The organism is Pseudomonas sp. Pseusp15, assembly GCF_059492165.1.
Genome location: NZ_CP168523.1, coordinates 5,871,347 through 5,895,372, shown reverse-complemented (window position 1 = coordinate 5,895,372; position 24,026 = coordinate 5,871,347). Strand labels below are relative to the sequence as shown.

Annotated in this window: 15 protein-coding genes; 3 read left to right on the top strand and 12 right to left on the bottom strand. The window is 60.9% G+C overall.

What is annotated here, in order from left to right; translation table 11 throughout:
- Nucleotide 1: 1 nt before the first annotated feature.
- The 3 genes from ACEN8R_RS26610 to ACEN8R_RS26600 all read right to left on the bottom strand — a co-directional run bounded on the left by ACEN8R_RS26610 (nucleotide 2) and on the right by ACEN8R_RS26600 (nucleotide 3,563).
- Nucleotides 2-1,252 (bottom strand): sarcosine oxidase subunit beta, encoded by a 1,251-nt coding sequence (locus tag ACEN8R_RS26610; protein WP_007936415.1) that lies wholly within the window; start codon nucleotides 1,250-1,252, stop codon nucleotides 2-4.
- 23 nt (nucleotides 1,253-1,275) lie between these two features.
- Nucleotides 1,276-2,529 carry a serine hydroxymethyltransferase gene (glyA, locus tag ACEN8R_RS26605; RefSeq protein WP_018928796.1) on the bottom strand — a complete coding sequence of 418 codons (1,254 nt, stop codon included), beginning with the start codon at nucleotides 2,527-2,529 and terminating at the stop codon, nucleotides 1,276-1,278.
- 317 nt (nucleotides 2,530-2,846) lie between these two features.
- Nucleotides 2,847-3,563, bottom strand: coding sequence for a TraX family protein (locus tag ACEN8R_RS26600; protein ID WP_495625024.1), 717 nt, complete (start codon nucleotides 3,561-3,563; stop codon nucleotides 2,847-2,849).
- A gap of 127 nt (nucleotides 3,564-3,690) precedes the next feature.
- Here ACEN8R_RS26600 and ACEN8R_RS26595 point away from each other — a divergent pair, with 127 nt between their 5' ends.
- Nucleotides 3,691-4,731 carry a threonine aldolase family protein gene (locus ACEN8R_RS26595; RefSeq protein WP_495624467.1) on the top strand — a complete coding sequence of 347 codons (1,041 nt, stop codon included), beginning with the start codon at nucleotides 3,691-3,693 and terminating at the stop codon, nucleotides 4,729-4,731.
- 343 nt (nucleotides 4,732-5,074) lie between these two features.
- Entirely contained in the window at nucleotides 5,075-5,899 is an 825-nt protein-coding gene (locus ACEN8R_RS26590) for an SDR family oxidoreductase (protein ID WP_064620837.1), read from the top strand.
- Nucleotides 5,900-5,970: 71 nt separating this feature from the next.
- On the opposite strand, the gene gbcB is transcribed toward ACEN8R_RS26590, so the two are convergent.
- Nucleotides 5,971-7,071, bottom strand: coding sequence for a glycine betaine monooxygenase reductase subunit (gbcB, locus tag ACEN8R_RS26585; protein ID WP_018928792.1), 1,101 nt, complete (start codon nucleotides 7,069-7,071; stop codon nucleotides 5,971-5,973).
- Nucleotides 7,072-7,354: 283 nt separating this feature from the next.
- Between gbcB and gbca the strand changes: the two genes are divergently transcribed.
- On the top strand, nucleotides 7,355-8,650 hold the full coding sequence (gene gbca / locus ACEN8R_RS26580; protein ID WP_018928791.1) for a glycine betaine monooxygenase oxygenase subunit: 1,296 nt from the start codon (nucleotides 7,355-7,357) through the stop codon (nucleotides 8,648-8,650).
- A 48-nt stretch (nucleotides 8,651-8,698) separates the two neighbouring features.
- Here gbca and ACEN8R_RS26575 read toward each other — a convergent pair whose 3' ends face one another.
- From ACEN8R_RS26575 to dgcA, 8 genes are all read right to left on the bottom strand, one after another.
- The gene (locus ACEN8R_RS26575) at nucleotides 8,699-9,943 is read right to left on the bottom strand and encodes a metallophosphoesterase family protein (RefSeq protein WP_018928790.1); all 1,245 of its coding nucleotides are present in this window, start codon (nucleotides 9,941-9,943) and stop codon (nucleotides 8,699-8,701) included.
- Between the two features lie 26 nt (nucleotides 9,944-9,969).
- Nucleotides 9,970-11,838, bottom strand: coding sequence for a c-type cytochrome (locus tag ACEN8R_RS26570; protein ID WP_495624466.1), 1,869 nt, complete (start codon nucleotides 11,836-11,838; stop codon nucleotides 9,970-9,972).
- Nucleotides 11,839-12,029: 191 nt separating this feature from the next.
- Nucleotides 12,030-15,482, bottom strand: coding sequence for a GMC family oxidoreductase N-terminal domain-containing protein (locus ACEN8R_RS26565; RefSeq protein ID WP_495624465.1), 3,453 nt, complete (start codon nucleotides 15,480-15,482; stop codon nucleotides 12,030-12,032).
- Nucleotides 15,483-17,123: 1,641 nt separating this feature from the next.
- The gene (locus tag ACEN8R_RS26560) at nucleotides 17,124-17,690 is read right to left on the bottom strand and encodes a GNAT family N-acetyltransferase (protein WP_018928787.1); all 567 of its coding nucleotides are present in this window, start codon (nucleotides 17,688-17,690) and stop codon (nucleotides 17,124-17,126) included.
- A 99-nt stretch (nucleotides 17,691-17,789) separates the two neighbouring features.
- Nucleotides 17,790-18,566: an electron transfer flavoprotein subunit beta gene (gene etfB, locus ACEN8R_RS26555; protein ID WP_495624464.1), complete on the bottom strand. Its 777-nt coding sequence runs from the start codon at nucleotides 18,564-18,566 to the stop codon at nucleotides 17,790-17,792.
- A gap of 15 nt (nucleotides 18,567-18,581) precedes the next feature.
- Nucleotides 18,582-19,802, bottom strand: a complete 1,221-nt coding sequence (gene etfA / locus ACEN8R_RS26550) for an electron transfer flavoprotein subunit alpha (RefSeq protein WP_138866420.1) — start codon at nucleotides 19,800-19,802, stop codon at nucleotides 18,582-18,584.
- A complete protein-coding gene (gene dgcB / locus ACEN8R_RS26545) occupies nucleotides 19,802-21,751 on the bottom strand; it encodes a dimethylglycine demethylation protein DgcB (RefSeq protein WP_495624463.1) in 1,950 nt (649 codons plus the stop codon). The genes etfA and dgcB overlap by 1 nt, the downstream gene beginning before the upstream one ends.
- Nucleotides 21,752-21,961: 210 nt before the next feature.
- Nucleotides 21,962-24,022 (bottom strand): dimethylglycine demethylation protein DgcA, encoded by a 2,061-nt coding sequence (gene dgcA / locus ACEN8R_RS26540; RefSeq protein WP_007938000.1) that lies wholly within the window; start codon nucleotides 24,020-24,022, stop codon nucleotides 21,962-21,964.
- Between the last annotated feature and the right edge of the window lie 4 nt (nucleotides 24,023-24,026).

The window sequence follows — 24,026 nt, the reverse complement described above, 5'->3', positions numbered from 1 at the left end:
GTTAGTGGGCGACTGCTGCAGCGCCGTGTTCGTCGATCAACGCACCGCTGTGGAAGCGGTCGATGGAGAAAGGTGCAGCCAATGGGTGCATTTCACCCTTGGCCAGGCTGGCGGCAAACACGTTGCCCGAGCCAGGTGTAGCCTTGAAGCCACCGGTGCCCCAACCGCAGTTGAAGAACATGTTCGGTACCGGAGTCTTCGAAATGATCGGGCACGCATCCGGCGTGGTGTCGACGATGCCGCCCCACTGACGGTTCATGCGTACGCGCGACAGCACCGGGAACATCTCGACGATGGCCTGGATGGTGTGCTCGATCACCGGGTACGAACCACGCTGGCCGTAGCCGTTGTAGCCGTCGATACCGGCGCCGATCACCAGGTCGCCCTTGTCGGACTGGCTGATGTAACCGTGTACGGCGTTGGACATGATCACGCTGTCGATAATCGGCTTGATCGGCTCGGACACCAGCGCTTGCAGCGGGTGCGATTCGATCGGCAGGCGGAAACCGGCAAGTTTGGCCATGTGCCCGGAGTTACCGGCAGTCACCACGCCGACGCGCTTGGCGCCGATGAAGCCCTTGTTGGTTTCAACACCGATGCACACACCGTTTTCCTTACGGAAACCGATCACTTCGGTCTGTTGGATCAGGTCCACGCCCAAGGCGTCGGCGGCACGGGCAAAGCCCCACGCCACGGCATCGTGACGGGCCACGCCGCCGCGACGCTGGACGGTAGCGCCCATCACCGGGTAGCGGGTGTTCTTGGAGCAGTCGAGGTACGGGATCTCGTCTGCCACTTGCTTGGCATCGAGCAGTTCGCCGTCCACGCCGTTGAGGCGGTTGGCGCTGACCCGACGCTCGGAATCACGAATGTCCTGCAGGGTGTGGCACAGGTTGTAGACGCCACGCTGGGAGAACATCACGTTGTAGTTCAGGTCCTGGGACAGGCCTTCCCACAATTTCATCGCGTGTTCGTACAGGTGTGCCGACTCGTCCCACAGGTAGTTGGAGCGCACGATGGTGGTGTTGCGCGCGGTGTTACCGCCGCCCAGCCAGCCCTTCTCGACCACGGCCACGTTGGTGATGCCGTGTTCCTTGGCCAGGTAGTAGGCGGTCGCCAGACCATGCCCGCCACCGCCGACGATGACCACGTCGTAGACCTTTTTCGGGGTCGGCGTACGCCACATGCGCTGCCAGTTTTCATGGTGGCTGAGGGAGTGTTTGAAGAGGCCGAAGCCCGAATAGCGTTGCATAGTCATTTACTCCAAAACCGCGCTCAGCGATAAACCGGGAAGTCCGCGCACAGGGCTGCCACATGCTGCGCGACATTGGCCTCGACATCGGCGTCGCCGAGGTTGTCGAGGATGTCGCAGATCCAGCCAGCCAGTTCAACACACTGGGTAACCTTGAAGCCGCGAGTGGTCACCGCCGGGGTGCCGATACGCAGGCCGGAGGTCACGAACGGCGACTGTGGATCGTTCGGGACAGCGTTCTTGTTCACGGTGATGTGGGCGCGACCGAGTGCTGCGTCCGCCTCTTTACCGGTGAGGCCCTGACGGATCAGGCTGACCAGGAACAGGTGGTTATCGGTACCGCCGGACACTACATCGTAGCCGCGTTTGATAAATACGCCGGCCATTGCCTTGGCGTTGTCGATCACTTGTTGCTGGTAGGCCTTGAAGCCAGGCTCCAGTGCTTCCTTGAAGCACACTGCTTTACCGGCGATGACGTGCATCAGCGGGCCGCCCTGGGCACCAGGGAATACCGCGGCGTTGAGCTTCTTCTCGATTTCTTCGTTAGCCTTGGCCAGGATCAGGCCACCACGTGGACCGCGCAGGGTCTTGTGGGTGGTGGTGGTCACCACGTCAGCGTATGGCAGCGGGTTCGGGTACAGGCCAGCGGCGACCAGACCGGCAACGTGAGCCATGTCGACGAACAGCAGGGCACCGACCTTGTCAGCGATCTGGCGGAAACGCGGGAAATCGAGGGTCTTGGAGTAGGCCGAGAAACCGGCGACGATCATCTTCGGCTTGCATTCGACGGCCAGACGCTCGACTTCGTCGTAGTCGATCAGGCCGGTTTTGGTGTCGATGCCGTACTGCACAGCGTTGTACAGCTTGCCCGAGGACGACACTTTGGCACCGTGGGTCAGGTGACCGCCGTGGGCCAGGCTCATGCCCAGAATGGTGTCGCCGGCTTGCAGCAGGGCCAGGTAAACGGCGCTGTTGGCCGAAGAACCGGAGTGCGGCTGCACGTTGGCGTAATCGGCACCGAACAATTGCTTGGCGCGTTCGATGGCCAGGGCTTCAACCTTGTCGACGTGCTCGCAGCCACCGTAGTAGCGCTTGCCCGGATAGCCTTCGGCGTATTTGTTGGTCAGGCCACTGCCTTGCGCTTCCATCACGCGCTTGCTGGTGTAGTTCTCTGACGCGATCAGCTCGATGTGATCTTCCTGGCGTTGCTCCTCGGCATTCATCGCCGCCAGCAGTGCATCGTCGTAACCCTGAATCTGGTCTTGCTTGCTGAACATCGCGTCTCTCCCAGCGGCGGCGGTGCGCCTTTCGTCTCGGTGAGGCACTGGCATTTCGGCAGTGCCCTTTGATAGCGATGGTATGACCGGCGCAGACAGGTCAAATGCCTATGGACGCCACGCAAAGGTGCGTTTACGACATGGGCCGAAATGGGTGAACGGGCGAACACCCCTGTGGCGAGGGAGCTTGCTCCCGCTCGACTGCGAAGCAGTCGTGAAACCGACAAATTCGATCTAACTGACGAACCACATGCGCCGGGTTTGGGTCTGCTGCGCAGCCCAGCGGGAGCAAGCCCCCTCGCCACAGGGGACGGGCGTCAGGCGATGAGTTGGCGCAAGGCCAAAAGTACGAGGAAATGCCCGGGATAAAGGGCGTAGGCCCAGCGGCGCATCGGCGGTGGCTGGATGCCTTGGGCATGTCGCAATAGCAGCAGGCCCGAGAATGGCGCAATCAGACAAACGACAATACCCAAAATCGCCGCACCGCTGCCGAACCAGGCAGCGGAGTACAGCACTTGCCATTGATTGGCCGCCAGGCACACCAGCCCCGGCAACAGGCCGAAATACCAGGGCCACTGGATCACCAGCAACATCGCCAGTGGCAACAGCACGCCGAAAAAGCCGAACATCAATCGCTGCGGGAACAGTGCCGCCAGCACCAAGGCAACGACCGCCAACAGACGCGACTGAACTGGCCCGTGCTGCCAGCCACGGGCCACCAGCAACCCCATGACCAGCGTAGGCAATACATTCAAGGTGTCGTGATCAGGAATGTACATCCGATACGGAATTTCGCTCAGGGCACTGAACAGCAACAACCAACCGAGGTAGCGCCACTGGCCGTCGGTCGTCACTGTACGGACACGCGCCAGGTTCGCCGCCATCGCCAGACAGAACCACGGGAACGCCAATCTGCCCGGCACATACAGCAGATCGAGGGAATAACCGACATATCGCAGGTGATCGAGCACCATGCTCAACAGCGCCAGCCACTTGAGCAGATCCAGTGCACCGTCCCTCTGCGTCATGTGCATAATTGCCCGAGGCATTTGTATTTTTCTGACAGACTCATCCCGTGTGCTCCCCGGACGATCTTCGGTAAAGTGCACATCATCATTGACCAACGAAGCGCCACAAGCGCCTCGATCACGGAAGCCGGCCATGACCGACAAGAGCCAACAATTCGCCAGCGACAACTATTCCGGTATTTGCCCTGAAGCCTGGGCTGCCATGGAACAGGCCAACCACGGACACCAGCGCGCTTATGGCGACGATGAGTGGACCGCACGCGCCGCGGATCAATTCCGCAGACTGTTCGAAACCGACTGCGAAGTGTTCTTCGCCTTCAACGGCACCGCGGCCAACTCGTTGGCCCTGTCGTCGCTGTGCCAGAGTTACCACAGCGTGATCTGCTCGGAAACCGCCCACGTCGAAACCGACGAATGCGGCGCTCCGGAGTTTTTCTCCAACGGTTCCAAGCTGCTCATCGCCCGCACCGAAAACGGCAAGCTGACGCCGGAATCGATCCGCGAAATTGCCCTCAAGCGCCAGGACATCCACTACCCGAAACCGCGCGTCGTGACCCTGACCCAGGCCACTGAAGTCGGCAGCGTGTACACCCCGGAAGAAATCCGCGCCATCAGCGTCACCTGTAAAGAACTGGGCTTGAACCTGCACATGGACGGTGCCCGTTTCTCCAACGCCTGCGCTTATCTGGGTTGCTCGCCAGCCGACCTGACCTGGAAGGCCGGCGTCGACGTGCTGTGCTTTGGCGGTACGAAAAACGGCATGGCGGTGGGCGAAGCGATTCTGTTCTTCAACCACAAACTGGCCGAAGACTTCGACTACCGCTGCAAGCAGGCTGGGCAACTGGCGTCGAAGATGCGCTTCCTCTCGGCCCCCTGGGTCGGGATTCTTGAAAACGACGCCTGGCTCAAATACGCCCGCCACGCCAACCACTGCGCGCAGTTGCTGGCCGAACTGGTGAGCGACATTCCTGGCGTCGAGCTGATGTTCCCGGTGCAGGCCAACGGTGTGTTCCTGCAACTCTCCGAGTCGGCCATCGCCGCACTGACCGCCAAGGGCTGGCGCTTCTACACCTTCATCGGCAACGGCGGCGCACGGTTCATGTGCTCGTGGGACACCGAAGAAGAACGCGTGCGGGAACTGGCGGCAGATATTCGGCACGTGATGACAGCCTGACTCCCTCCCCCTCACCACAGGCTCTGTGTTCCACCTCAGCTATTTGGTTGAAATGCGACTTTGTGGCGAGGGAGCTTGCTCCCGCTCGGCTGCGCAGCAGTCGTAAAACCAGCCAACGCGGTCCACCTGACAGACCGCATGCTCAGGCTTTGGGGCTGCTTCGCAACCCAACGGGAGCAAGCTCCCTCGCCACAGGTTCTGCGCTCGACCTCAGCTATTTGATTGGCAAGAGATCTTATGGCGAGGGGGCTTGCCCCCCCTTGCCACAGTCCCGCACGAGTTGGTCTACATTGACTGCGAGCCGTTTCGATCCGCTCGGATCACGCCAATCGGGAGCGTCCGCATGTCACTACAAGGCAAAACCCTGTTCATCACCGGCGCCAGTCGCGGGATCGGGCGTGAGATTGCGCTGCGGGCCGCGCGCGACGGGGCCAACATCGTGATTGCCGCGAAAAGCGCCGCCCCTCACCCCAAACTGCCTGGCACCATCTTCAGCGTGGCAGCGGAAGTCGAAGCCGCGGGTGGCAAGGCGCTGGCCCTGGAGGTGGATGTGCGCGATGAAACCATCGTGCGCCAGGCCCTGGCTGACGCCAATGAGCATTTCGGCGGCATCGACGCGCTGGTCAACAATGCAGGAGCGATCAAGCTGACCGGCGTGCAGCACATCGAACTCAAGCGCTTCGACCTGATGCACCAGATCAACACCCGCGCCGTGCTGCTGTGCAGCCAGGCCGCCCTGCCCTATCTGAAAAAATCCAGCGGCCACATCCTCAACCTGTCACCGCCGTTGAACCTGGCCACCAAATGGTTCGCCCAATACAGCCCCTACACCGTCACCAAGTACGGCATGAGCATGCTCACCCTGGGCATGAGCGAGGAATTCGCCGCCTACGGTATCAGCGTCAACTCTCTATGGCCGCAGACCATGATCGCCACGGCCGCGATCGAGTTTCAGCTCGGATCGCGCGAATCTTTCAAACATGCCCGCACACCCGCGATCATGGCGGATGCCGCCCACGTCATTCTCGACAGCAGCGGTCGCAGCATTACCGGTCGGTTGCTGATCGATGAGGAGATTTTGCGCGAGCAAGGGGTGACGGATTTTGAAGGGTATCGGTATGCGCCTGATTCCACCGACAAACTGATGCCAGACCTGTTTGTCGACTGACTGAAGCGCGCCCTCTACAGGCGCTGCCGAAGGCTGCTCCTGTAGAGGTTATTCAGCGATCATCCGACCGATCAATACTCGATCCGCACGTCACCCTTCGGCACGCTGCAGCAAGACAGGATGAACCCTTCGGCTTCGTCTTCCTCGGTAATCCCGCCGTTGTGTTCCATTGCCACTTCGCCGGCAAGCTTCATTACCTTGCAGGTACCGCAGATACCCATGCCGCAGGCCTTGGGGATCATCAGGCCCAGCTTGGCGGCAGCGGCGTGGACGGTTTCGCCCGGAGCCACGCGGATGCTCTTGCCGGAGGCGGTGAATTCCACCTGGTGCAGGTCGGCGGCGTCGATTGCAGGGGCGTCGGCCGCTTGTTCAGCGTGTTCCTCTGCATCGGCGATAGCCTCTGGCGGTGTGGCGCCGAAGGACTCTTCGTGGTAGCGCTTCATATTGAAGCCGGCGTTTTCCAGCAAACGCTTGACCGCATTCATGTAGGGCGTCGGACCGCAGCAGAACACTTCCCGCTCAAGGAAGTCCGGGACCATCAGTTCGAGCATCTTGTGGTTGAGATAACCGCGGTATCCGGCCCACGGCTCACCGAAACCGTGTTTCTCGCAGATCAGGTGCAGGCTGAAGTTTTCGATCCGCGCCGCCATGTGCTCCAGCTCGCGGTGATAAATGATGTCTTTCGGCGAGCGGGCGCTATGGATGAAGGCCATATCGACATTGCCGTTGGTATCGAAGAACCAGCGCGCCATGGACATCACCGGGGTGATGCCCACGCCGCCGCTGAGGTACAGCACTTTCGGGTTCGGAAAGTCGATGGCGTTGAACAGCCCGACCGGGCCGTGCACCGCCAGTTCGTAGCCTTCATGCAGGGTGTCATGCAACCAGTTCGAGACCTTGCCGCCCGGTACGCGCTTGATCGTCACCGAGAAGCTGTACGGCACCGACGGCGAGCTGGAAATGGTGTACGAACGCATGATCTGCTGGCCTTCGATTTCCAGCTCCAGGGTGACGAATTGCCCCGGCTTGAAGAAGAACATGATCGGCTGGTCGGCCATAAAGCAGAAGGTGCGCACATCCCAGGTTTCCTGGATGACTTTGACGCAACGGACAATGTGTCGACCATTGGCCCAGGTCTGGGTGGTTACCGGGTTCAGGAAGTTGTTGGACATGCTGATCTCCACGGCCGACTACCGGCCTTTATGTTGGCGATTCTGCGTATAGCGCAGTCCCGCCATTTACCTATCTGCGACATTGACATACTTATCGCGACCAGCCCCCAATTACCGGGGGTTGGGCGTCGGGAACAGATTGGGCCATGTCGCCCATGGATAAGGTTCCGGGGAGCGCCGGCCCCACACTCGCCCCATACCAAGACACAACCTTTACACCTTGCGTAGCAAACCTGATTAGCCACTTTCGCCGGCCACACAGAATGGCCTTGAGGATTAAACGATGGACGTCACCACTACCCTGAGCCTGGGCGATCCACTGGAACCCGCACGCAAGGCCACTGCGCAGATGCTGCAAGAGCGCGAGCGCACTTTCTCGCTGCCGCAGCCGTTTTACTCTGACGAGCGGCTGTTTGATATCGACATGCAGGAAATCTTCCAGAAAGAGTGGTTGATTGCCGGCATGACCTGCGAGATCCCGACCAAGGGCAACTACCTGACCCTGCAAGTCGGCAAGAACCCGATCATCGTGATTCGTGGCGCCGATGGCGTGGTCCATGCGTTCCACAACGTCTGCCGCCACCGTGGTTCACGCCTGTGCACCAGTGAAAAAGGCAAGGTCGCCAAACTGGTCTGCCACTACCACCAGTGGACGTACGAGCTGGACGGTCGCCTGCTGTTCGCCGGCACCGAAATGGGCGCCGACTTCGACATGAAGCAATACGGCCTCAAACCGGTGAACGTGAAGACCGCCGGCGGTTACATCTTCATCAGCCTGGCAGAAAACCCGCCGGCCATCGATGACTTCCTGTCGACGCTCAGCCATTACATGGAACCGTACGACATGGAGAACACCAAGGTGGCGGTGCAAACCACCTTGATGGAAAAGGCCAACTGGAAACTGGTGCTGGAAAACAACCGCGAGTGCTACCACTGCGGCGGTTCACACCCGGAATTGCTGAAAACCCTGCTGGAATGGGACGACGTCACCGATCCGCGTGCCGACCAGGCCTTCAAGGACCACGTAGCCGCTTCCGCCGCTGCCTGGGAAGCCGAGAAGATCCCTTACGCCCACGCCAGTTTCGGCCTGCGTAACCGTATCGTGCGCATGCCGCTGCTCAAGGGCACCGTATCGATGACCATGGACGGCAAACAGGGCTGCGCCAAACTGATGGGCCGCATCAAGAACCCGGACCTGGGCTCGATGCGCATCCTGCACCTGCCGCACTCGTGGAACCACTGCATGGGCGACCACATCATCGTGTTCACCGTGTGGCCGATCAGCGCCCAGGAAACCATGGTCACCACCAAGTGGATCGTCCACAAGGACGCGGTCGAAGGCGTGGACTACGACGTGGAGCGCATGCGCCAGGTCTGGGATGCGACCAACGACCAGGACCGTCGCCTGGCCGAAGAGAACCAGCGCGGGATCAACTCCACCGCATACCAGCCAGGGCCTTACTCCAAGACCTATGAGTTCGGCGTGGTGAACTTCGTGGACTGGTACAGCGAGCGGATGCTGAACAACCTGGGGGCCGAGCCTGCGCCTTACCTCAAAGGTGTTCCGGTTCAGGGTTAATCGAAATCTGATCGTTCCTACGCCAGGCGTGGGAACGATCCTTCCTCGCTAAATTGAAGACCACCGCACCGAACCATCCTCGCCAATAAACGTCTCTTCGATGTTCTCCCCCACCAGCCGCACCTTCACATAACCGTTCAACACCCGATCCGGGTACGCCTCATCCCGCGCATTTTGCGTTTCCGACCACAGCACCCCCGGATGCCCGTTCAGCTCGCTGGCATTGCCATAGGGAATCGCCCCGTGCCCGGCGCAACGTGCATGCAAGCCACCTTGAGTGGCATAGCAGATGCCGTTATGCAAATGCCCCCAATACCAGTAATCCGGCTCGCGCCCCAAGGCATCGCAGACCGGCTTGTACAGCGCGGTCTTGTCACGCCCGGTAATGTCAAAGCCCTGGTGATGACTGAGCACCATGATCTTCTTGCGTTTGGGCAGGTCTTTCATCCAGTCGATCTGCTGCTTGTTCAGCGCGCCGTCCATATACAGGTTGATTGGACTGGAGGCATAAGCCGAGTCGATCCCGACCACCAGCCAGTCATCGTTGTACAACGCAAAATAACTGGTGCCCTGCTGCGCCGGGAAACGTTTGGCCAGTTCCTTGAAGTAGCCATGGGCGCCGCTGTACATCTCGTGGTTGGAGTTGAGAGTGAATGAGCCCTGCTTGCCCATCGGCCAACCGACCATGTCGACGTCTTCCTGGGAGCGGGTGCCGGCGTAATACACATCCCCCAGATGAATGGTGAAGTCGGCCTGGGCCAGTTGCATCTGATCGGCCACCGCCACTGCCGGGGCATGACTGTCGAACGGCCCGGTGCCCCAGTCGCCGGCAATGGCCAGGGTCACGTCACTGTCCATGCGCATCAACGCCGGGTTGGTAGCGAACGGTGCGTGATGCCGCAGGTTCTCGATCCACTTGAGCAACGCTTCGCTCCACAACAGATCCAGCAGCTCCCATTTGCGACAACCGAGCAGGCTGCCATCCTTGAGCACTTGGGTCTGCAGCTCATCTACCGATTGCGGCAAGGGGCTGGCGTTTCCGATGTGCAGGATCGACAAACCGTGGGACAACTCCCACGGCACACTCGGTTGATCGTCCGGCAAGTCACCGTGCTTGAGCACGTATTGCGCCTGATCGTGCCCCCGCTGCAGCAGCGCGACGATGGCTTGGTACTCCTCCGGTTCAAGCTCGCTGACGAGCTTCTTCCAGGCCATTTCCAGCCGTGTGAACAGCCCGTGCAGGCGCACCTTCACCTTGTCGTATTCATGTTCCCAATGTCTGACCAATGACATGTCGCTTTCCTCCATCCGTAGTGGAATCACAGGGTTTTCATGAACTCGATGAGCGCCCGCTTATCGAGTTCCGACAACTGCGTGCCGTACAGGTGGCCACCGTTGTGGTTGCCCTCCAGGCGCGTGTCGTATTTGAAGTCCGCCGAGGCTTTCACCTGCTCGCCACTGGTGACGAAACCGACCTTGTCCTTGTCGTAAATGTCGGAGCCGGTGAAGAACACCGGCGGCCGCAGTTCCGGTGGTTGCAGCAAATCCCACAGGGTCGGCACCGAACCGTTGTGCAAGTACGGCGCGCGCAACCAGATGCCGTCGGTGGGTGTGTTGCTATAGCTCTGGGTCTTGCGGTAGGCACCAAAGTCGAACGGCGGTTTCTTGAAGCCGTGGAAAGCCGTCACCAGCCCCGTGGTGAACGAGTTCAGCCGATGGGGATCGGTGCCCAGTTCATCAATAGTGGTGGTGACCTGACCGGTGTCGGTGCGACCGAAGTCATGGCAACTGGCGCAATTTTTTTCCCAGACCGGCTTACCCCGGGCAACCTTGGCCTGATCCAGCGCGAACGGCCAGGCCGGTGCCTTGTGGCCCAGCAGCCAATTGGTCACCCGGTTGAAGCTGTCCGGCAGCACCGACTCCGGTGTCGCGCCCACGGCCATGGCCGCCGCGTAGTTGCGCTCATGGATGTCGTTGTTGTTGCCGTCCCAGTGCAAGTACAGCGACTCCCGGGGTTTCTGGTTCCAGACTTGCGGCAAGTCGACGGTGCCGATGGTCGAGTCATCCGGGAAGCCGAACACCACCATTTTCGTCGGGTTGAAAGTGTCGGTACGCCCCGGCCCCTGCGGTGCGCGCAGCTTCTGCCAGGCATAGGCCTGCTTCTGTTTGATCAGCGCGCTGGTGGCCATAGGGATGATCAGGTAGCGGTTGTACAGGCGCTCGAAAAACCCGAGCTGGAACTTGCTGTTGATCGCAGTCATCACCGCGTCGGGCGTGAATTTGGGGTCGCTCGCGCAATCGTAGGCGAACCACTGGAAGGCCTGCAGTTGCAAGGTATTGGCCGGCGCGGAGGCCACCGGGGTAGCAACGTCGCTGGCATTGGCGCGGTAGGAGCCGGTGTGGCACAAGGCGCAGTTGGGCTCCACGGTCGGGTAGCCGATCTGCCGCTTGGCCATGCCGATCGGCAGGTCCTTGCCGTTCTCGTAGAGGAAACCGAACACTTCGTAACCGCCGGGTTTCGGCAGTTTTTCCGGGCACATCTGCGGCAACACGGCGAACAGGTAATAGGGAATCCGTGCTTCGATGCCCAGGCCGATGGCGGCGTATTTGTAGTGGTCTTCGTCAGAAGCGTATTGCTCGGCCGGCACCACTCGCAGCATCTGGTACCAGGTTTCGTAGCCGATAAACCCCAGCGCCAGCACCACGACCAGCGTGGCGACCTTGAAGCTGTGCCGCCGCCAGCGTCGCGCCCACGCTGCGCACCACTCACGCCAGCCATCGCGAAGCAGGGCGAACGGCCGATTGGCCGGCGCGCTGCCCAGATACAGCAGAATCCCGAGGATCAGGAACATGCCCAGATCGCCCAGCAGCATCGGCACGAACACCTGGGCCTGGTTGCTGGTGTTGATCAGGTAGATCCAGAACGCCACGGCGACCAACCGCGACAATACGCACAGCCACGAATGCACCACGTATTTGGGGGCATTGAAGCCTGACGGCATGTAAAAAAGGCTGATCCCCACCAGCAACATGCCGGCGTTCTCCAGCCAAGGATCGGAGAGCTGCGGAGGCATTCCGAGCATCGAGGTCAGCAATGCCGGCGCGAACAGCGCCGGAATCGCGAAGACCATGTTCATTGCGATGCCTATCCAGATGAAGCGTTGAAACCAGCGGATGTAACTGTCCATGGCATCCATTTCCTTGTAGTCGCCAATCCCAAGTCAGCACACGGCTTTTGTGGCGAGGGAGCTTGCTCCCGTTCGGCTGCAAAGCAGTCGTAAAACCAGAAAACGCGGTGTATCTGATCGATCGCATCCTCAGGTTTTGGGGCTGCTGCGCAACCCAGCGGGAGCAAGCTCCCTCGCCACAAAAAGCCCGATCAACCGAGGGCGGTTTTCTCCAGGTGCTGCAGGATGATCGGGTACACATCGACCACCGCGTTCTTGCCGAACATGCAGTCGATATGCCCATAACCCGGCACCACATGCCGGCTGTAGCGTTCCGGTCCATGGATTTTGCACACGCGCTCATAGGTCCTGAGCGTGCTTTCGGGCAAGTAGCACTGGTTGTCTTCGCCACTGATGAAGCAGATCGGCATGGTCAGCCGGTCGAAGTGCGGCATGTAGACGTCCTGGCCCTTGAAGTCCACCAGATGGCCTTTGCGCAGGATCAGCGCCAGGTGCTCGAAGGTCTGTATGTTCGACTCGCCGAACAACTCGTGCAGGTTGTCGTGCAGGGTTTCGTTGAGTGTGTCGTGGCGGTACAGCGACGCGTACATGAAGGTGATGCGGTGGCACACCGGGTTGGTGCAGTAACCTTGAGCCTCGATGCGGGCGTAGATGTTGAGGGCCTTGTCATAGAGTTTGTTGAACCAGCTCTCCTTGTTGTCGGCATACGCGGTGAGGGATTTGATGCCGATGGCGTCGAGCATCCCCGGCAAATGCAGACCGGCCTTGAGCCCCGTTGCCGTGGCGACCACCGTGTCCGCGGCGATCTGCGAACAGACCACCGAACGCACGCCCTGCAATCCGGCCAGCAGTGACATGAAGAAGGTCGTCGCGCCGTAGCAATGCACCACGCACTGCACGTCAGCGGCGAGGGTGGCCTGCTGGATATGCTCGATGGCGGCCTTGAAGTCGTACTGGGCAATCTGGTCGCCGTTCCATTCATGTTTGCTGGCCGGCAGCAGGATGCTGACCCGGAAATCCAGGAGCCAGACGTCGTACTCGTGCTTGCACAGGTACTCCAGCAGGTTGGTCTGGATGGTGTCGGTGGAGAAAATATTCGAGCCCACACCCAAACCATGCACCAGCATCACCGGCCCCTTGGTGCCGCCCTGATAGCGGGTCAAGCGTAGCTGGACGCTGTCTTCGGTCTGGAAGAACTGCACGCTTGGCGTCGGCGCATCCAGCGGCCGTTTCTGCCGGGGCGGCGCATCGGGGTTGAAGTAGATGTCGCCCGCGAACACCCCGCCGTAGCTCTCCCACAAGATGCCGGCGAAGAACTTGCCGAACCGCGCCAGCCCCTCAATGCGCTCGCGTTCGTTGCGCGCGTTGAGCACCTTCATGGTGGTCATCTGCTTGGCGAAATCGGCCGGCTCGATGTGCATCACCCCCGAGCCGATCACCTCGCCTGTCTTGTCTGGCCCGCGATACAGCGTCACATAGAGCGTACTGGTGTCGTGCCAGACGTTCAGCACGCCGTTGTCTTCGGGCACGGTCTTGAATGCACTGAAGTAATAATCGCTGCCGTCCTCAGCGGTCAGCTTCATGTCGTAGTTCATGTGCCGCACGCCGACCTGTTCCTGATATTCCTCGAACAGATTGAACACGCCATTGCTGGCGGTCAGCGGCTCTGGCGACAGGCCCGGCGCATCCAGGGTGCCGACCAGTGTCGCGGCATGTTCCGGCTCCTTGATCATGCGATTGAGGTCGTTGGCGGTGATGGTCAAGGTGAATTCGATCGGCGAGTTATCCGACTTGCCGCGTTTGGCCGCCGCTTCGTAGAGTTTGAGATCGGTGCCCTGGGGCTGGGTGAAATCTTTGGAGAAATAGCCCTTCATGGTTTCGGTGAACTGCACGCCGAGGGTCGGTGCCACCACCGATTTGCGCGGTGCCGAGGGCAACGTGTAGTCGATGTGCCACCCGCGATCGGCGGCCAGCAGGCTCATATTGCGCTCGCTCACGGCAGAGATGGTCAGCAGTGGATTGACCGCCAGGGAGGTCGGAATCACCGCGCCGTCGGCTACGTACAACCCGGCATAGACATCAGTGCCGCTGACGCCGCTGAACACCTGGCCCTTGTGGTTGACCACGCCCTGCGTCGCATCCTCGCCCATCACACAACCGCCCAATGGGTGCACGGAAACGATGCTGTGTTTGAGCAGCTCGGTCCAGATCGGGTTTTCCACCCAGATCCCGCCCAAGGCCTTGGTGCTCTGGTGCAGGCGCTCGTTGCCGATCTTGACGTTTTCCTGCTCGCCAACGCCCGGCCAGTCGATGCGCAACTGATCCTTGCTGTCGAGCACCATGCGCCCCTTGCCGTCGTCGTGGCTCATGATCAGGTAGGTCTGCATGTTGTGCAGGGCGCCGTGGTACGGACCTCGCAGGAAGCTTTCGGCTTCGCGCTCGGCGTATTTGAGCTTGCCGGTGAAGCTGTCATCGGTGGGTTTGCCGATCAACCCGGCGAATGTGGCCATGCTCGGCACCATGGGCCGGCCGAGTGCGCCGGGGATCGAGCCTTCTTCGATGACCATGCGGCTGCGCCAGTCGCCTTCGGTGCGCATGTCGATGATCGAGGTGATGCACGGGCCGACCGGTTTCATTTCCTTCGCCGGATGGGCACCGAAACCGATGCCGTTGATCGTTTCATCGCAGTTGTGGCCGAAACCGAGGATGTCGCCGTTGCCGCTCATGTTTTCGCCAAGCTGATTGGACGTCGACAGGCCTTTGTCCCGAGAGCGCAGGAGGATTTCGGTGGAGCCCAGGGTGCCGGCCGACACCACGACGATGTCCGCCTTGACGAACAGCGTCGGCGCGGAGAATTTCTCGCGGCCGCTGTCCAGGTATTGGAAGTGCACGATCCAGCCATCGCCGTCGCGCTCCAGATGCCGGACCTCGGCCTGGCAGAAAATCTCTGCGCCGTGGTTGCAGGCATCCGGCAGGTAATTCATCAACGTGGTGTTCTTGGCCTTGTTGTTACAGCCCGAAACGCAGTCGCCGCAGTGGTTGCACGGCAATTGCTCGACGCCGACGTGGTTGAGGTTGTTCGGCAGTTTGTCGAAGGTCACGTTGATCGGCGGCTTGTAGAAGTGTGCGCCTTGCTTGAGGTAATCGGCGGACTTCTGGTTAGCCTCGAGTTTGGGCAAGGTCGGAGCGGTTTTCGGATAGGGATTGGGCTTGAGCATCTCCCGAGCCCGGGCGTAACCGTCCTTGAGCAGCGTGTCGCGATGTTCACGCACCGCCAACGGCCAACGCGGATCATCGAACACACCGGGTTCAGGTTCCAGCGCGACGTTGGCGTTGATCAACGACGTGCCGCCCAGGCCGCAACCGACCACTACGTTCTGCTGGGCGTTGACGTGCAGGTCGAACAGCCCGGTGCGCGAGCCGATGTGCCCGTCCGGGTCATGCACTTGCAGCTCTTCAGTGGCCGCCAGCATCGTATTGGGGTATTCGCCGGGCTGGATTTCCCGGCCTCGCTCCAGCAGGCATACCCGCTTGCCGGCCCGGGACAGGCGCGACGCCGCGATCCCGCCGCCGTAGCCGGAGCCAATGACGATCACGTCGTAATGTTCCTTGATATCGCTGATGGGCGTGGCGATCCGTGTCATGGGTCATTTCCTCTCGGGCAGATGGGGCAACTCTGCGGTTGCCTGCAATCGATAGACGAACAAACGCCTGGTCACCGGGCACGGTCGGGCCTCAATGGCAGCGGTGTTATGGCATAAGGGGGCCAGGCGCTATAGACGAGCGCGCTGATTGGCGGCGCGACGATGAATCCGCTTGTGCAACGAGGTGGCGGATGTCGGAACACAGGTCACGCAGGGGCTGGGGTGCGAATGTGGCTGCGAGCGATGTGGCTGGCTATCCATCACGCGTTCTCCCTGAACCAGATGTGGATAAGTGACAGTTGTCCTTATGCGATGAGAGTGAAGACAGGCGACAGATCGAAGTCAAGGAAGTGCCTTAGAACTGTATGAAATCTGATCTATCGCGTTCCGGCCTATACGGGCCGTGGCTTACAGGGTTCAGCGAACAAGTTATCCACATCTCCACCCACAGCAAATGGGGACAACTGTGGATGACAGGCTAAATCTATTCACAAAAACCGAAGAAAAACCGTGACTTATCCAGAAGCAGGGTTTTAGCCAGGCACTGGTTGTTTTTTAATCAGAAGCTTGCAGGCCACGTTTTACATAGCGTGCAGGGGATGGCGAACACCTTATCCACAGAAACACCAACAGACTTTGGGGGCAACTTTGCGGTCTCTGTGGAAAACCGCTGAAACCCGCGAGTATTCCGGGTTTACGGGACGATTAGCGGAGGAAAACGCCGAATTGAACAATATTTGATCAACCCACTGAAAGCCGCGATCTGTATGGCCTGTAGCGGACAGCGAACATCTTATTCACAGAAGCGCCAACAGAGATTGGGGGCAAGTGTCGGCCAGTGAGCGACGTTACTCTGTGGAAAAAGCCCGAAAAAACCGTGGGTTAGGCTGGTTGTTTTTTGTACGGAGGGCTGCAGGGCTTGATTGGCATGGGGTGTAGCGAGGGGCGAACATGTTATCCACAGAAGCGCTAACAGGGATTGTGGGTAACCCAAGTGCGTTAGGAGTACATATCCGTTTCTGCGGTAACGGCGGCTTATGGTTCCGCTCTTACAGCGGGTCACTTTGGAAAAGCGCCAAAGTAACCAAAACGCTTTTGCCCCGCCATTCGGTGCCTCGCCTAGGCTCGGCATACCCTCACTCCGGCATTGCTCCGGGGGCCCGCCGCCATCGGCCATCCATGGCCGGGGGCGGCTACCGCGGCATCCTTGCCGCGGTGCCCCCTGCGCAACGCCTGCGTTCGGCCTCTGGGAAAGGGGCGTACAGATCAAGATCAAAAACCAAAGCAAAGCAAAGCAAAAGCAAGATCAAAAGATCGCCACCTCGCTTCGCTCGACAGCTCCTACAGGGAAATGCGTGCACGTGAGATCAGGCCGGCCGGTAGGCCGCCTTGCTTTTGATTTTGACGCACCGCCCCCTCGAGAGGCCGAGTGGAGGTTCTGCGCAGTGGGCCCACGGAGCAGGACCGGAGTGAGGGCATGCCGAGCCTAGGCGAGGCACCGAATGGAGGGGCAAAAGCGCTTTGGTTACTTTCGCCTGGGCCGGCATTCCGGCTTTTCGAAAGTGACTCGCTGTAAAAGCGAAACCGCCAGCCGCCGTGACCGCAGAAACGGATATGTACTCCATCAAAACCGGGAAGCCCCTAAGGCCGATGCATGAGATAGGCATCACCCGTCACCCGAATCATCGGATGAGGAACGACCTGGCAAGTTTTGACGATCCCAAAACCATGGCGCTCATAAAAACGCCGGGCCCCGGTATTCGCTGCATAGTCGATCAGGCTCAGGCCGTTGAGTTCCAGTTGATCGGCGCGCTGTTGAGCATGCTCGAGAAAGCGCACACCCAAGCCTTTGTTGCGCCAACCTTCATGCAGGGCCAGGCTCGAAATATAGAGGGTATCGGGAACTTCCATGTCGGCGTAAGGCGCCAGGACCGGATCAGTCACGGGAGCTGCCAACGGATCGTGACGCGTCACGTAACTGTGCATCATGCCGATGACCCGCCCCTGTGCCTGCGCGATAACGCAGTTCTGATAGGAGAAATCGACATCTTCACGGGCGTAACGAATGGCCCCCACTTCAAGCAGATCCTGCCCGGGCTCCGCCAGCTGGCTCCAGATGTAATCCGAAGCTCCCTCTGACGAAATCTGGAACAAACGGGCAATCTCGCGCGCATCCGTGCGCAGAGCCGGACGAAATTCAACTTCCATTGATGTAACTCCCCAGAATACGAGCGACCTGCTTAGCGTGCAGGTTGATACGTAACAACCGGCCAGGCCAACGGTTTTATGGCCGGTTGTCGCTGTGGATCAACCCTGACGGACCACGCCTTCTTCTACCAGCAACTTGAGGATGGCTTCGGCGCCCGCCTGCGCGGTCACGCCCTTGAGCACTTGCCCACCGCCGCCACTGGCCTTGGCCGTCGCGGCCTTCATGCGGTCAGCACCGCTCTTGGCCTTGATCACTTTCAGGCGCTTGGGTCGTGGCTTGGCCGGTTGCAGCGTGGCCACTGCCAGCAGTTCATCGTCGACCACTTCAACTTCATCTGCCTGCAATACCCCGCGTCGCGCCGGACCGTAGGCACTTTGCCGAGGCTTGGGCGCTGCGTTATCCACAGTCGCCAGAAACGGCAGGCGCACTTTCAAGCGACGGCGCTGACCGCGCGGCAAGGCCTGCAGAACCAGCGCCGAACCACCGTCGATGGATTCGACTTGCGCCAAACCCACCACCAGCGGCCAGCCGAGGCTTTCGGCCAGCAGGAACGGCAACATGCCCGAGCCTTCACCGGTTTCCGCCTGGCTGCCGGTCAACACCACCTGCGCCCCGGCGTCCCGCAAATAGTCGGTCAACGCTGGCAGCGCATCTGCGCCGACCGGTTGTTCCAGCACATGCAACTGTTCCAGGCCCATGCCCAGATAGGCACGCAGCGCCGGTTCCGCAACGTCGCCGGCGTGCAGCACTTGCAGGTTATCCCCAGCCAGCTGCAGACCCAGCTCAACGGCCCGCGCGTCCTGCTCGGCGCGGCGTGGCCGGCCGGAGGTCGGGTGGGCACCGATGGACACCAGGCTGATGATTTTCGTGCTCATAACCCTTTCCTTCCCTTAAGCCGCATCGCGCTTGGCGTCGTTGCGGTAAGCCTCTACCGCATCGATCAAGGCTTGAAGAATCTCGGCGCTCTCGCCGATCACCGACAGGTCGGCCCGTTTGATCATGTCGCAACCCGGATCGAGGTTGATCGCCACCACCTTGTCGCAGGCACCGATGCCTTGCAGGTGCTGGATCGCCCCGGAAATCCCCACCGCCACGTAAACCCGCGCGGTTACCCAGGTGCCGGACGCGCCGACCTGACGGTCGCGCGCCATGAAACCATCGTCCACCGCCACCCGCGACGCACCTTCGGTCGCGCCCAACGCTTCGGCCGTCCTGTGGAAAAGTCCCCAGTCCTTGACACCGTTGCCGCCAGAGAAGATGAACTCGGCTTCGGCCATCGGAATCGCCGCCGGGTCCACCGCCACCGCGCCCAGATCTTCGATCCGCGACAGGCTGCGAGCGACCGTTGTGGATAACTCCACCGGCAACGCTTCGTGACGGGTTTCGCTGACCGGTTCGGCGCATTCGGCAGCCGCCAGAATCAAGCGGGCCACCGGCCGCGCAAGGTCCTGCAAACCGGCACCGGCACGGCCGATGCATTCCTGATCCTTGACCTGCCAGACCCGTGTGGCCGGACGTTCGCCCAGTGCGGCAGCAAAGCGTCGACCCAGTTCGCCGCCACCACTGCGGCTGTCCGGCAGCAGCCAGTGACGCGGGCTGAACTGGTTATCCACAGCCCGCAGGCCCTGCACGCGTTGTTCCGGTGCATAACCGCTGAATTCGTCGCCTTCCAGTACCAGCAAGCGGTCAACGCCAGCCGTGGTGAAGGCGTTTTCCTTATGCTCACCGAAGACCACCGCCAGTACCGCGCCGTCCTTGCCGGCCAACTGATGGGCCAGGCCGAGCAAATCGCGGTCGTGGCTGCTCAAGCGGCCGCCGACCATGTCCGGCACCACGCTGATGTAGAACGCGGGTGCAGCCACTTGATGCAGCGGCAATTGCACTTCAACCGCGGCCGAGCGTTTAGTTGCCCCGCCCTGCTGAGCGCCACTGCGGTCGATCCGTTTGATCCCGTTGGGACCGATAAAACCGATCCCGTGGGGATTCTTGCGGATGACGCCGTTAGGCCCCATCCAGCTGTGTTGCACCGGTTGCATGGCCGCGTGCAGCGGGTGCAGACGGTTGCGGGCGATCCATTCAGCGCGAGGGTCGCGGCGGATAATGTCGCTCATCAATGCACCTCCGCAGGTTCACGTTTGGCCGGTGCCGAAGGCTTTCCCGGCGCGGCGTCTTCAAGCAGCGCATCAGCCACCAGTTCGGCGATGTCCTTGATCAATGGCCGTGGCTCGACCACGCCCTCAAGCATCGCGGTGCACTGTGGACAACCCACGGCCACCAGTTCGGCGCCGGTTTCGCGGATGTCTTCCATGCGCATGTCAGGGATCCGTTGCTTGCCCGGAATGTCGGTGATCGGCGCACCGCCACCGCCGCCGCAGCAGCGCGAACGGAAACCGGAGCGTTGCATTTCCTTGATCTCGATGCCCAGGGCGCGCAGCACTTCGCGTGGCGCCTCGTATTCGCCGTTGTAGCGGCCGAGGTAGCACGGGTCGTGATAAGTCACGCTGTTGCCTTTGTGCTGACCGAGGTTCAGTGCGCCTTCGCCAATGATCTCCGCCATGTAAGTGCTGTGGTGCTGCACGAGGTAGTTGCCATCGAAGGCGCCGTATTCGTTATTCAGCACATGGAAGCTGTGCGGGTCGCAGGTGACGATGCGGTTGAAGCGGTATTTGGCCAGGGTCTGGATGTTGCGTTTGGCCAACAGCTGGAACGTCGCCTCGTCGCCCAGACGCCGGGCCACGTCACCGCTGTCGCGCTCTTCAAGGCCCAGCACTGCGAAGTCGACCTTGGCCGCTTTCAGCACTTTGACGAAGGCACGCAGGGTGCGCTGGTTGCGCATGTCGAAGGCACCGTCGCCGACCCAGAACAGCACGTCGGTGGTTTTCTTTTCGCTGAGCAGGTTCAGGTTCAGATCCGCCGCCCAGTTCATCCGCCCGCCCGGCGCGAAGCCGCCAGGGTTGTCGGTGGCGATCAGGTTTTCCAGGACCTCGGCGCCCTTGTTCGGGGTCGCGCCTTTTTCCAGGGTCAGATGGCGGCGCATGTCGACGATGGCATCGACGTGCTCGATCATCATCGGGCACTCCTCGACGCAGGCGCGGCAGGTGGTGCAGGACCACAGGGTTTCAGCGTCCACCAGACCGTTGACGATCGGTTGATGCGGATTACCGGCGTGCTCACCGATCGGCTTGCCTGGGTAAGGGCTGCCGGCAAACTTGGCATCCGTACCACCCGCCAGGCCGACGACCATGTCCTGAATCAGTTTTTTCGGGTTCAGCGGCTGGCCGGCGGCGAACGCCGGGCACGCAGCTTCACATTTACCGCACTGCACGCAGGCGTCGAAGCCGAGCAGTTGGTTCCAGGTGAAATCCTTGGGTTTTTCCACGCCCAGTGGCGCGGTCGGGTCGTTCAGATCCAGCGGCTTCAAGCCAGTGGAACGACCGCCGCCAAACCGTTCGGAGCGACGGTGCCAAGCCAGGTGCAAGGCACCGGCGAAGGCGTGCTTCATCGGCCCGCCCCAGGTCATGCCGAAGAACAGTTCCGACACGCCCCACAGCACACCGACGCCGAGAATCGCCGCCAGCACCCAGCCACCGAAGTTTTCCGGAAGGATGCCCGCCACCGGCAGGGTCAACAGGAAGAACGACGCCGAGAACGCCAGCAGGCTTTTCGGCAGGCGCATCCACGGACCTTTGGACAAGCGGGCCGGCGGGTTGCGGCGACGCAGGAAGACAAAGATCGCACCGACGAACATCACTGCCGTCATCAACAGCAGTGCATAACCGAGGATGCGGTTATGCAGGCCGAAACCGTGAACCAGAATCGCCAGCACAATGGACGCCACCGCACCACCGGCCGTGGCGACGTGTGTATTGGCGATGTATTTGTCCCGCGCGACGACGTGGTGCAAATCGACCATGTAACGCTTGGGCATGGCGAACAGACCGCCGATCAGGTCGACTTTCGAAGCCCGGCCCTGACGCCACATAGCCACCCGCCGCAACGCGCCCAGGACAGCCAGGCCCAGGGCAGCGAACAACAGGATTGGAAGAAGGGTGTTCAACATGGTGGAGCTCCCAAAGACCTCGGGGTCATGTGCGTGCCGATGAGAGCGACGCACCTACTTGTGGCGAGGGAGCTTGCTCCCGCTGGAGTGCGAAGCGCTCCCAAAACAGTCTCAGGTGTACACCTGATACACCTCGACTGCAGGTTTTGGGGCTGCTTCGCAGCCCAGCGGGAGCAAGCTCCCTCGCCACAGGTGATGGTGGTAAATCCGTTAGAAATCCTTGCACAACCGCAGCGCGTCGTAGATCGCCGCGTGAGTGTTGCGCTGGGCCACGCAGTCACCGATGCGGAACAGCAAGTAGCCGTCGCCCGCCTGGCTCAGCGAAGGTTGTGGCTTGATCGCGAACAGGGCTTCGATGTCCATCTGGCCTTTGTTGCGCGAGCCTTCCTTCATGGCGTAGTAGATTTCTTCGTCCGGACGCACGCCGTTCTCGACGACCACCTGGTCAACCACCCGCTCCTCTTTGGCGCCGGTGTATTCGTTTTCCAGTACCGCCACCAGCTTGTCGCCTTCGCGATAGACCTTTTCCAGCATCATGTCGCCGGTCATGATCACTTCTTTCGGGTACATGCTGCGGTAGTAAGTCGGGAACGACGTACCGCCGATGGCCACGCCCGGCTTGATGTCGTCAGTGACGATCTCGACCTGGCTGCCTTTGTCGGCGAGGAAGTCGGCTGTCGACATCCCGGTGAACTCGCAAATGGTGTCGTAGACCAGCACGTTCTTGCCCGGCGCCACTTTGCCGTCGAGGATGTCCCAGCTGCTGACCACCAGGCCTTCAGCCGCACCCCAGTGCTCGTTCTGCTCCAGGAACGGATGGCCGCCAACGGCGAGCACCACGACGTCCGGACGCAGGTCGAGAATGGTCGCCGCATCCGCCGCCACGCCCAGGCGCAGGTCGACTTTCAAACGCGCCAGTTCCAGCTGGAACCAACGGGTGATACCGGCGATCTGGTCCCGTTGCGGGGCTTTCGAGGCGGTGGTGATCTGCCCGCCGATGAATTCTTTCTTCTCGAACAGGGTCACGTCGTGGCCACGTTCAGCGGATACACGAGCAGCTTCCATCCCGGCAGGGCCGGCACCGACGATCACGACTTTGCGCTTCGGCCCGGTGGATTTCTCGATGATGTGCGGCACGCCCATGTATTCACGGGAGGTCGCGGCGTTCTGGATGCACAAGACGTCCAGGCCCTGGTACTGACGGTCGATGCAGTAGTTGGCGCCCACGCACTGTTTGATCTGGTCGACCTGGCCCATCTTGATCTTGGCGATCAGGTGCGGGTCGGCGATGTGAGCGCGGGTCATGCCGACCATGTCGACGTAACCGCCTTCCAGAATACGGGTTGCCTGGTTCGGGTCCTTGATGTTCTGCGCGTGCAGCACAGGAGCCTTCACCACTTCCTTGATACCGGCGGCCAGGTGCAGGAACGGCTCCGGAGGATAACTCATGTTCGGAATAACGTTGGCCAGGGTGTTGTGAGTGTCGCAACCCGAGCCCACGACACCGATGAAGTCGATCATGCCGGTGTCGTCGTAGTACTTGGCGATCTGCTTCATGTCCTCATGGCTCAGGCCATCAGGGTGGAATTCGTCACCACAGATACGGATACCAACGCAGAAGTCCGGACCGACTTCCTTGCGCACAGCCTTGATCACTTCCAGGCCGAAACGCATGCGGTTCTCGAAGCTGCCGCCCCATTCGTCGGTACGCTTGTTGACTCGCGGGCTCCAGAACTGGTCGATCATGTGCTGGTGCACGGCAGACAGCTCGACGCCATCCAGGCCACCGGCCTTGGCACGCGCAGCGGCGCTGGCGTAGTTGCCGATCACCCGCCAGATTTCTTCCGGCTCGATGGTTTTGCAGGTCGCGCGGTGCACCGGCTCGCGGATGCCCGACGGCGACAGCAGGGTTGGCCAATGCTCACCGTCCCAGCGGGAGCGGCGACCCATGTGGGTAATCTGGATCATGATCTTGGCGCCATGCTTGTGCATGGCATCGGCCAGATTCTGGAAGTGCGGAATAATCCGGTCGTCGGCCAGGTTGACCGACTTCCACCAGCCTTGCGGGCTGTCGATGGCCACGCTGGAGGAACCGCCGCAAATCGCCAGGCCGATCCCGCCCTTGGCTTTCTCTTCGTAATACTTGACGTACCGATCGGTGGTCATGCCGCCGTCGGTGGCGTAGACCTCAGCATGCGCGGTGCTGAGCACGCGGTTGCGGATAGTCAGTTTGCCGATCTGGATCGGCTGGAACATTGCTTCGAAAGCCATGGCG

Bases quoted from the DNA above. Each gene is read 5' to 3' on its own strand.
- ACEN8R_RS26590 (WP_064620837.1), top strand. From the start codon at position 5,075: ATGTCACTACAAGGCAAAACCCTGTTCATCACCGGCGCCAGTCGCGGG.
- ACEN8R_RS26575 (WP_018928790.1), bottom strand. From the start codon at position 9,943: ATGTCATTGGTCAGACATTGGGAACATGAATACGACAAGGTGAAGGTG.
- ACEN8R_RS26565 (WP_495624465.1), bottom strand. From the start codon at position 15,482: ATGACACGGATCGCCACGCCCATCAGCGATATCAAGGAACATTACGAC.
- gbcB (WP_018928792.1), bottom strand. From the start codon at position 7,071: ATGTCCAACAACTTCCTGAACCCGGTAACCACCCAGACCTGGGCCAAT.
- ACEN8R_RS26600 (WP_495625024.1), bottom strand. From the start codon at position 3,563: ATGCACATGACGCAGAGGGACGGTGCACTGGATCTGCTCAAGTGGCTG.
- dgcB (WP_495624463.1), bottom strand. From the start codon at position 21,751: ATGTTGAACACCCTTCTTCCAATCCTGTTGTTCGCTGCCCTGGGCCTG.
- etfA (WP_138866420.1), bottom strand. From the start codon at position 19,802: ATGAGCGACATTATCCGCCGCGACCCTCGCGCTGAATGGATCGCCCGC.
- gbca (WP_018928791.1), top strand. From the start codon at position 7,355: ATGGACGTCACCACTACCCTGAGCCTGGGCGATCCACTGGAACCCGCA.
- etfB (WP_495624464.1), bottom strand. From the start codon at position 18,566: ATGAGCACGAAAATCATCAGCCTGGTGTCCATCGGTGCCCACCCGACC.
- dgcA (WP_007938000.1), bottom strand. From the start codon at position 24,022: ATGGCTTTCGAAGCAATGTTCCAGCCGATCCAGATCGGCAAACTGACT.
- glyA (WP_018928796.1), bottom strand. From the start codon at position 2,529: ATGTTCAGCAAGCAAGACCAGATTCAGGGTTACGACGATGCACTGCTG.
- ACEN8R_RS26595 (WP_495624467.1), top strand. From the start codon at position 3,691: ATGACCGACAAGAGCCAACAATTCGCCAGCGACAACTATTCCGGTATT.
- ACEN8R_RS26560 (WP_018928787.1), bottom strand. From the start codon at position 17,690: ATGGAAGTTGAATTTCGTCCGGCTCTGCGCACGGATGCGCGCGAGATT.
- ACEN8R_RS26610 (WP_007936415.1), bottom strand. From the start codon at position 1,252: ATGCAACGCTATTCGGGCTTCGGCCTCTTCAAACACTCCCTCAGCCAC.
- ACEN8R_RS26570 (WP_495624466.1), bottom strand. From the start codon at position 11,838: ATGGACAGTTACATCCGCTGGTTTCAACGCTTCATCTGGATAGGCATC.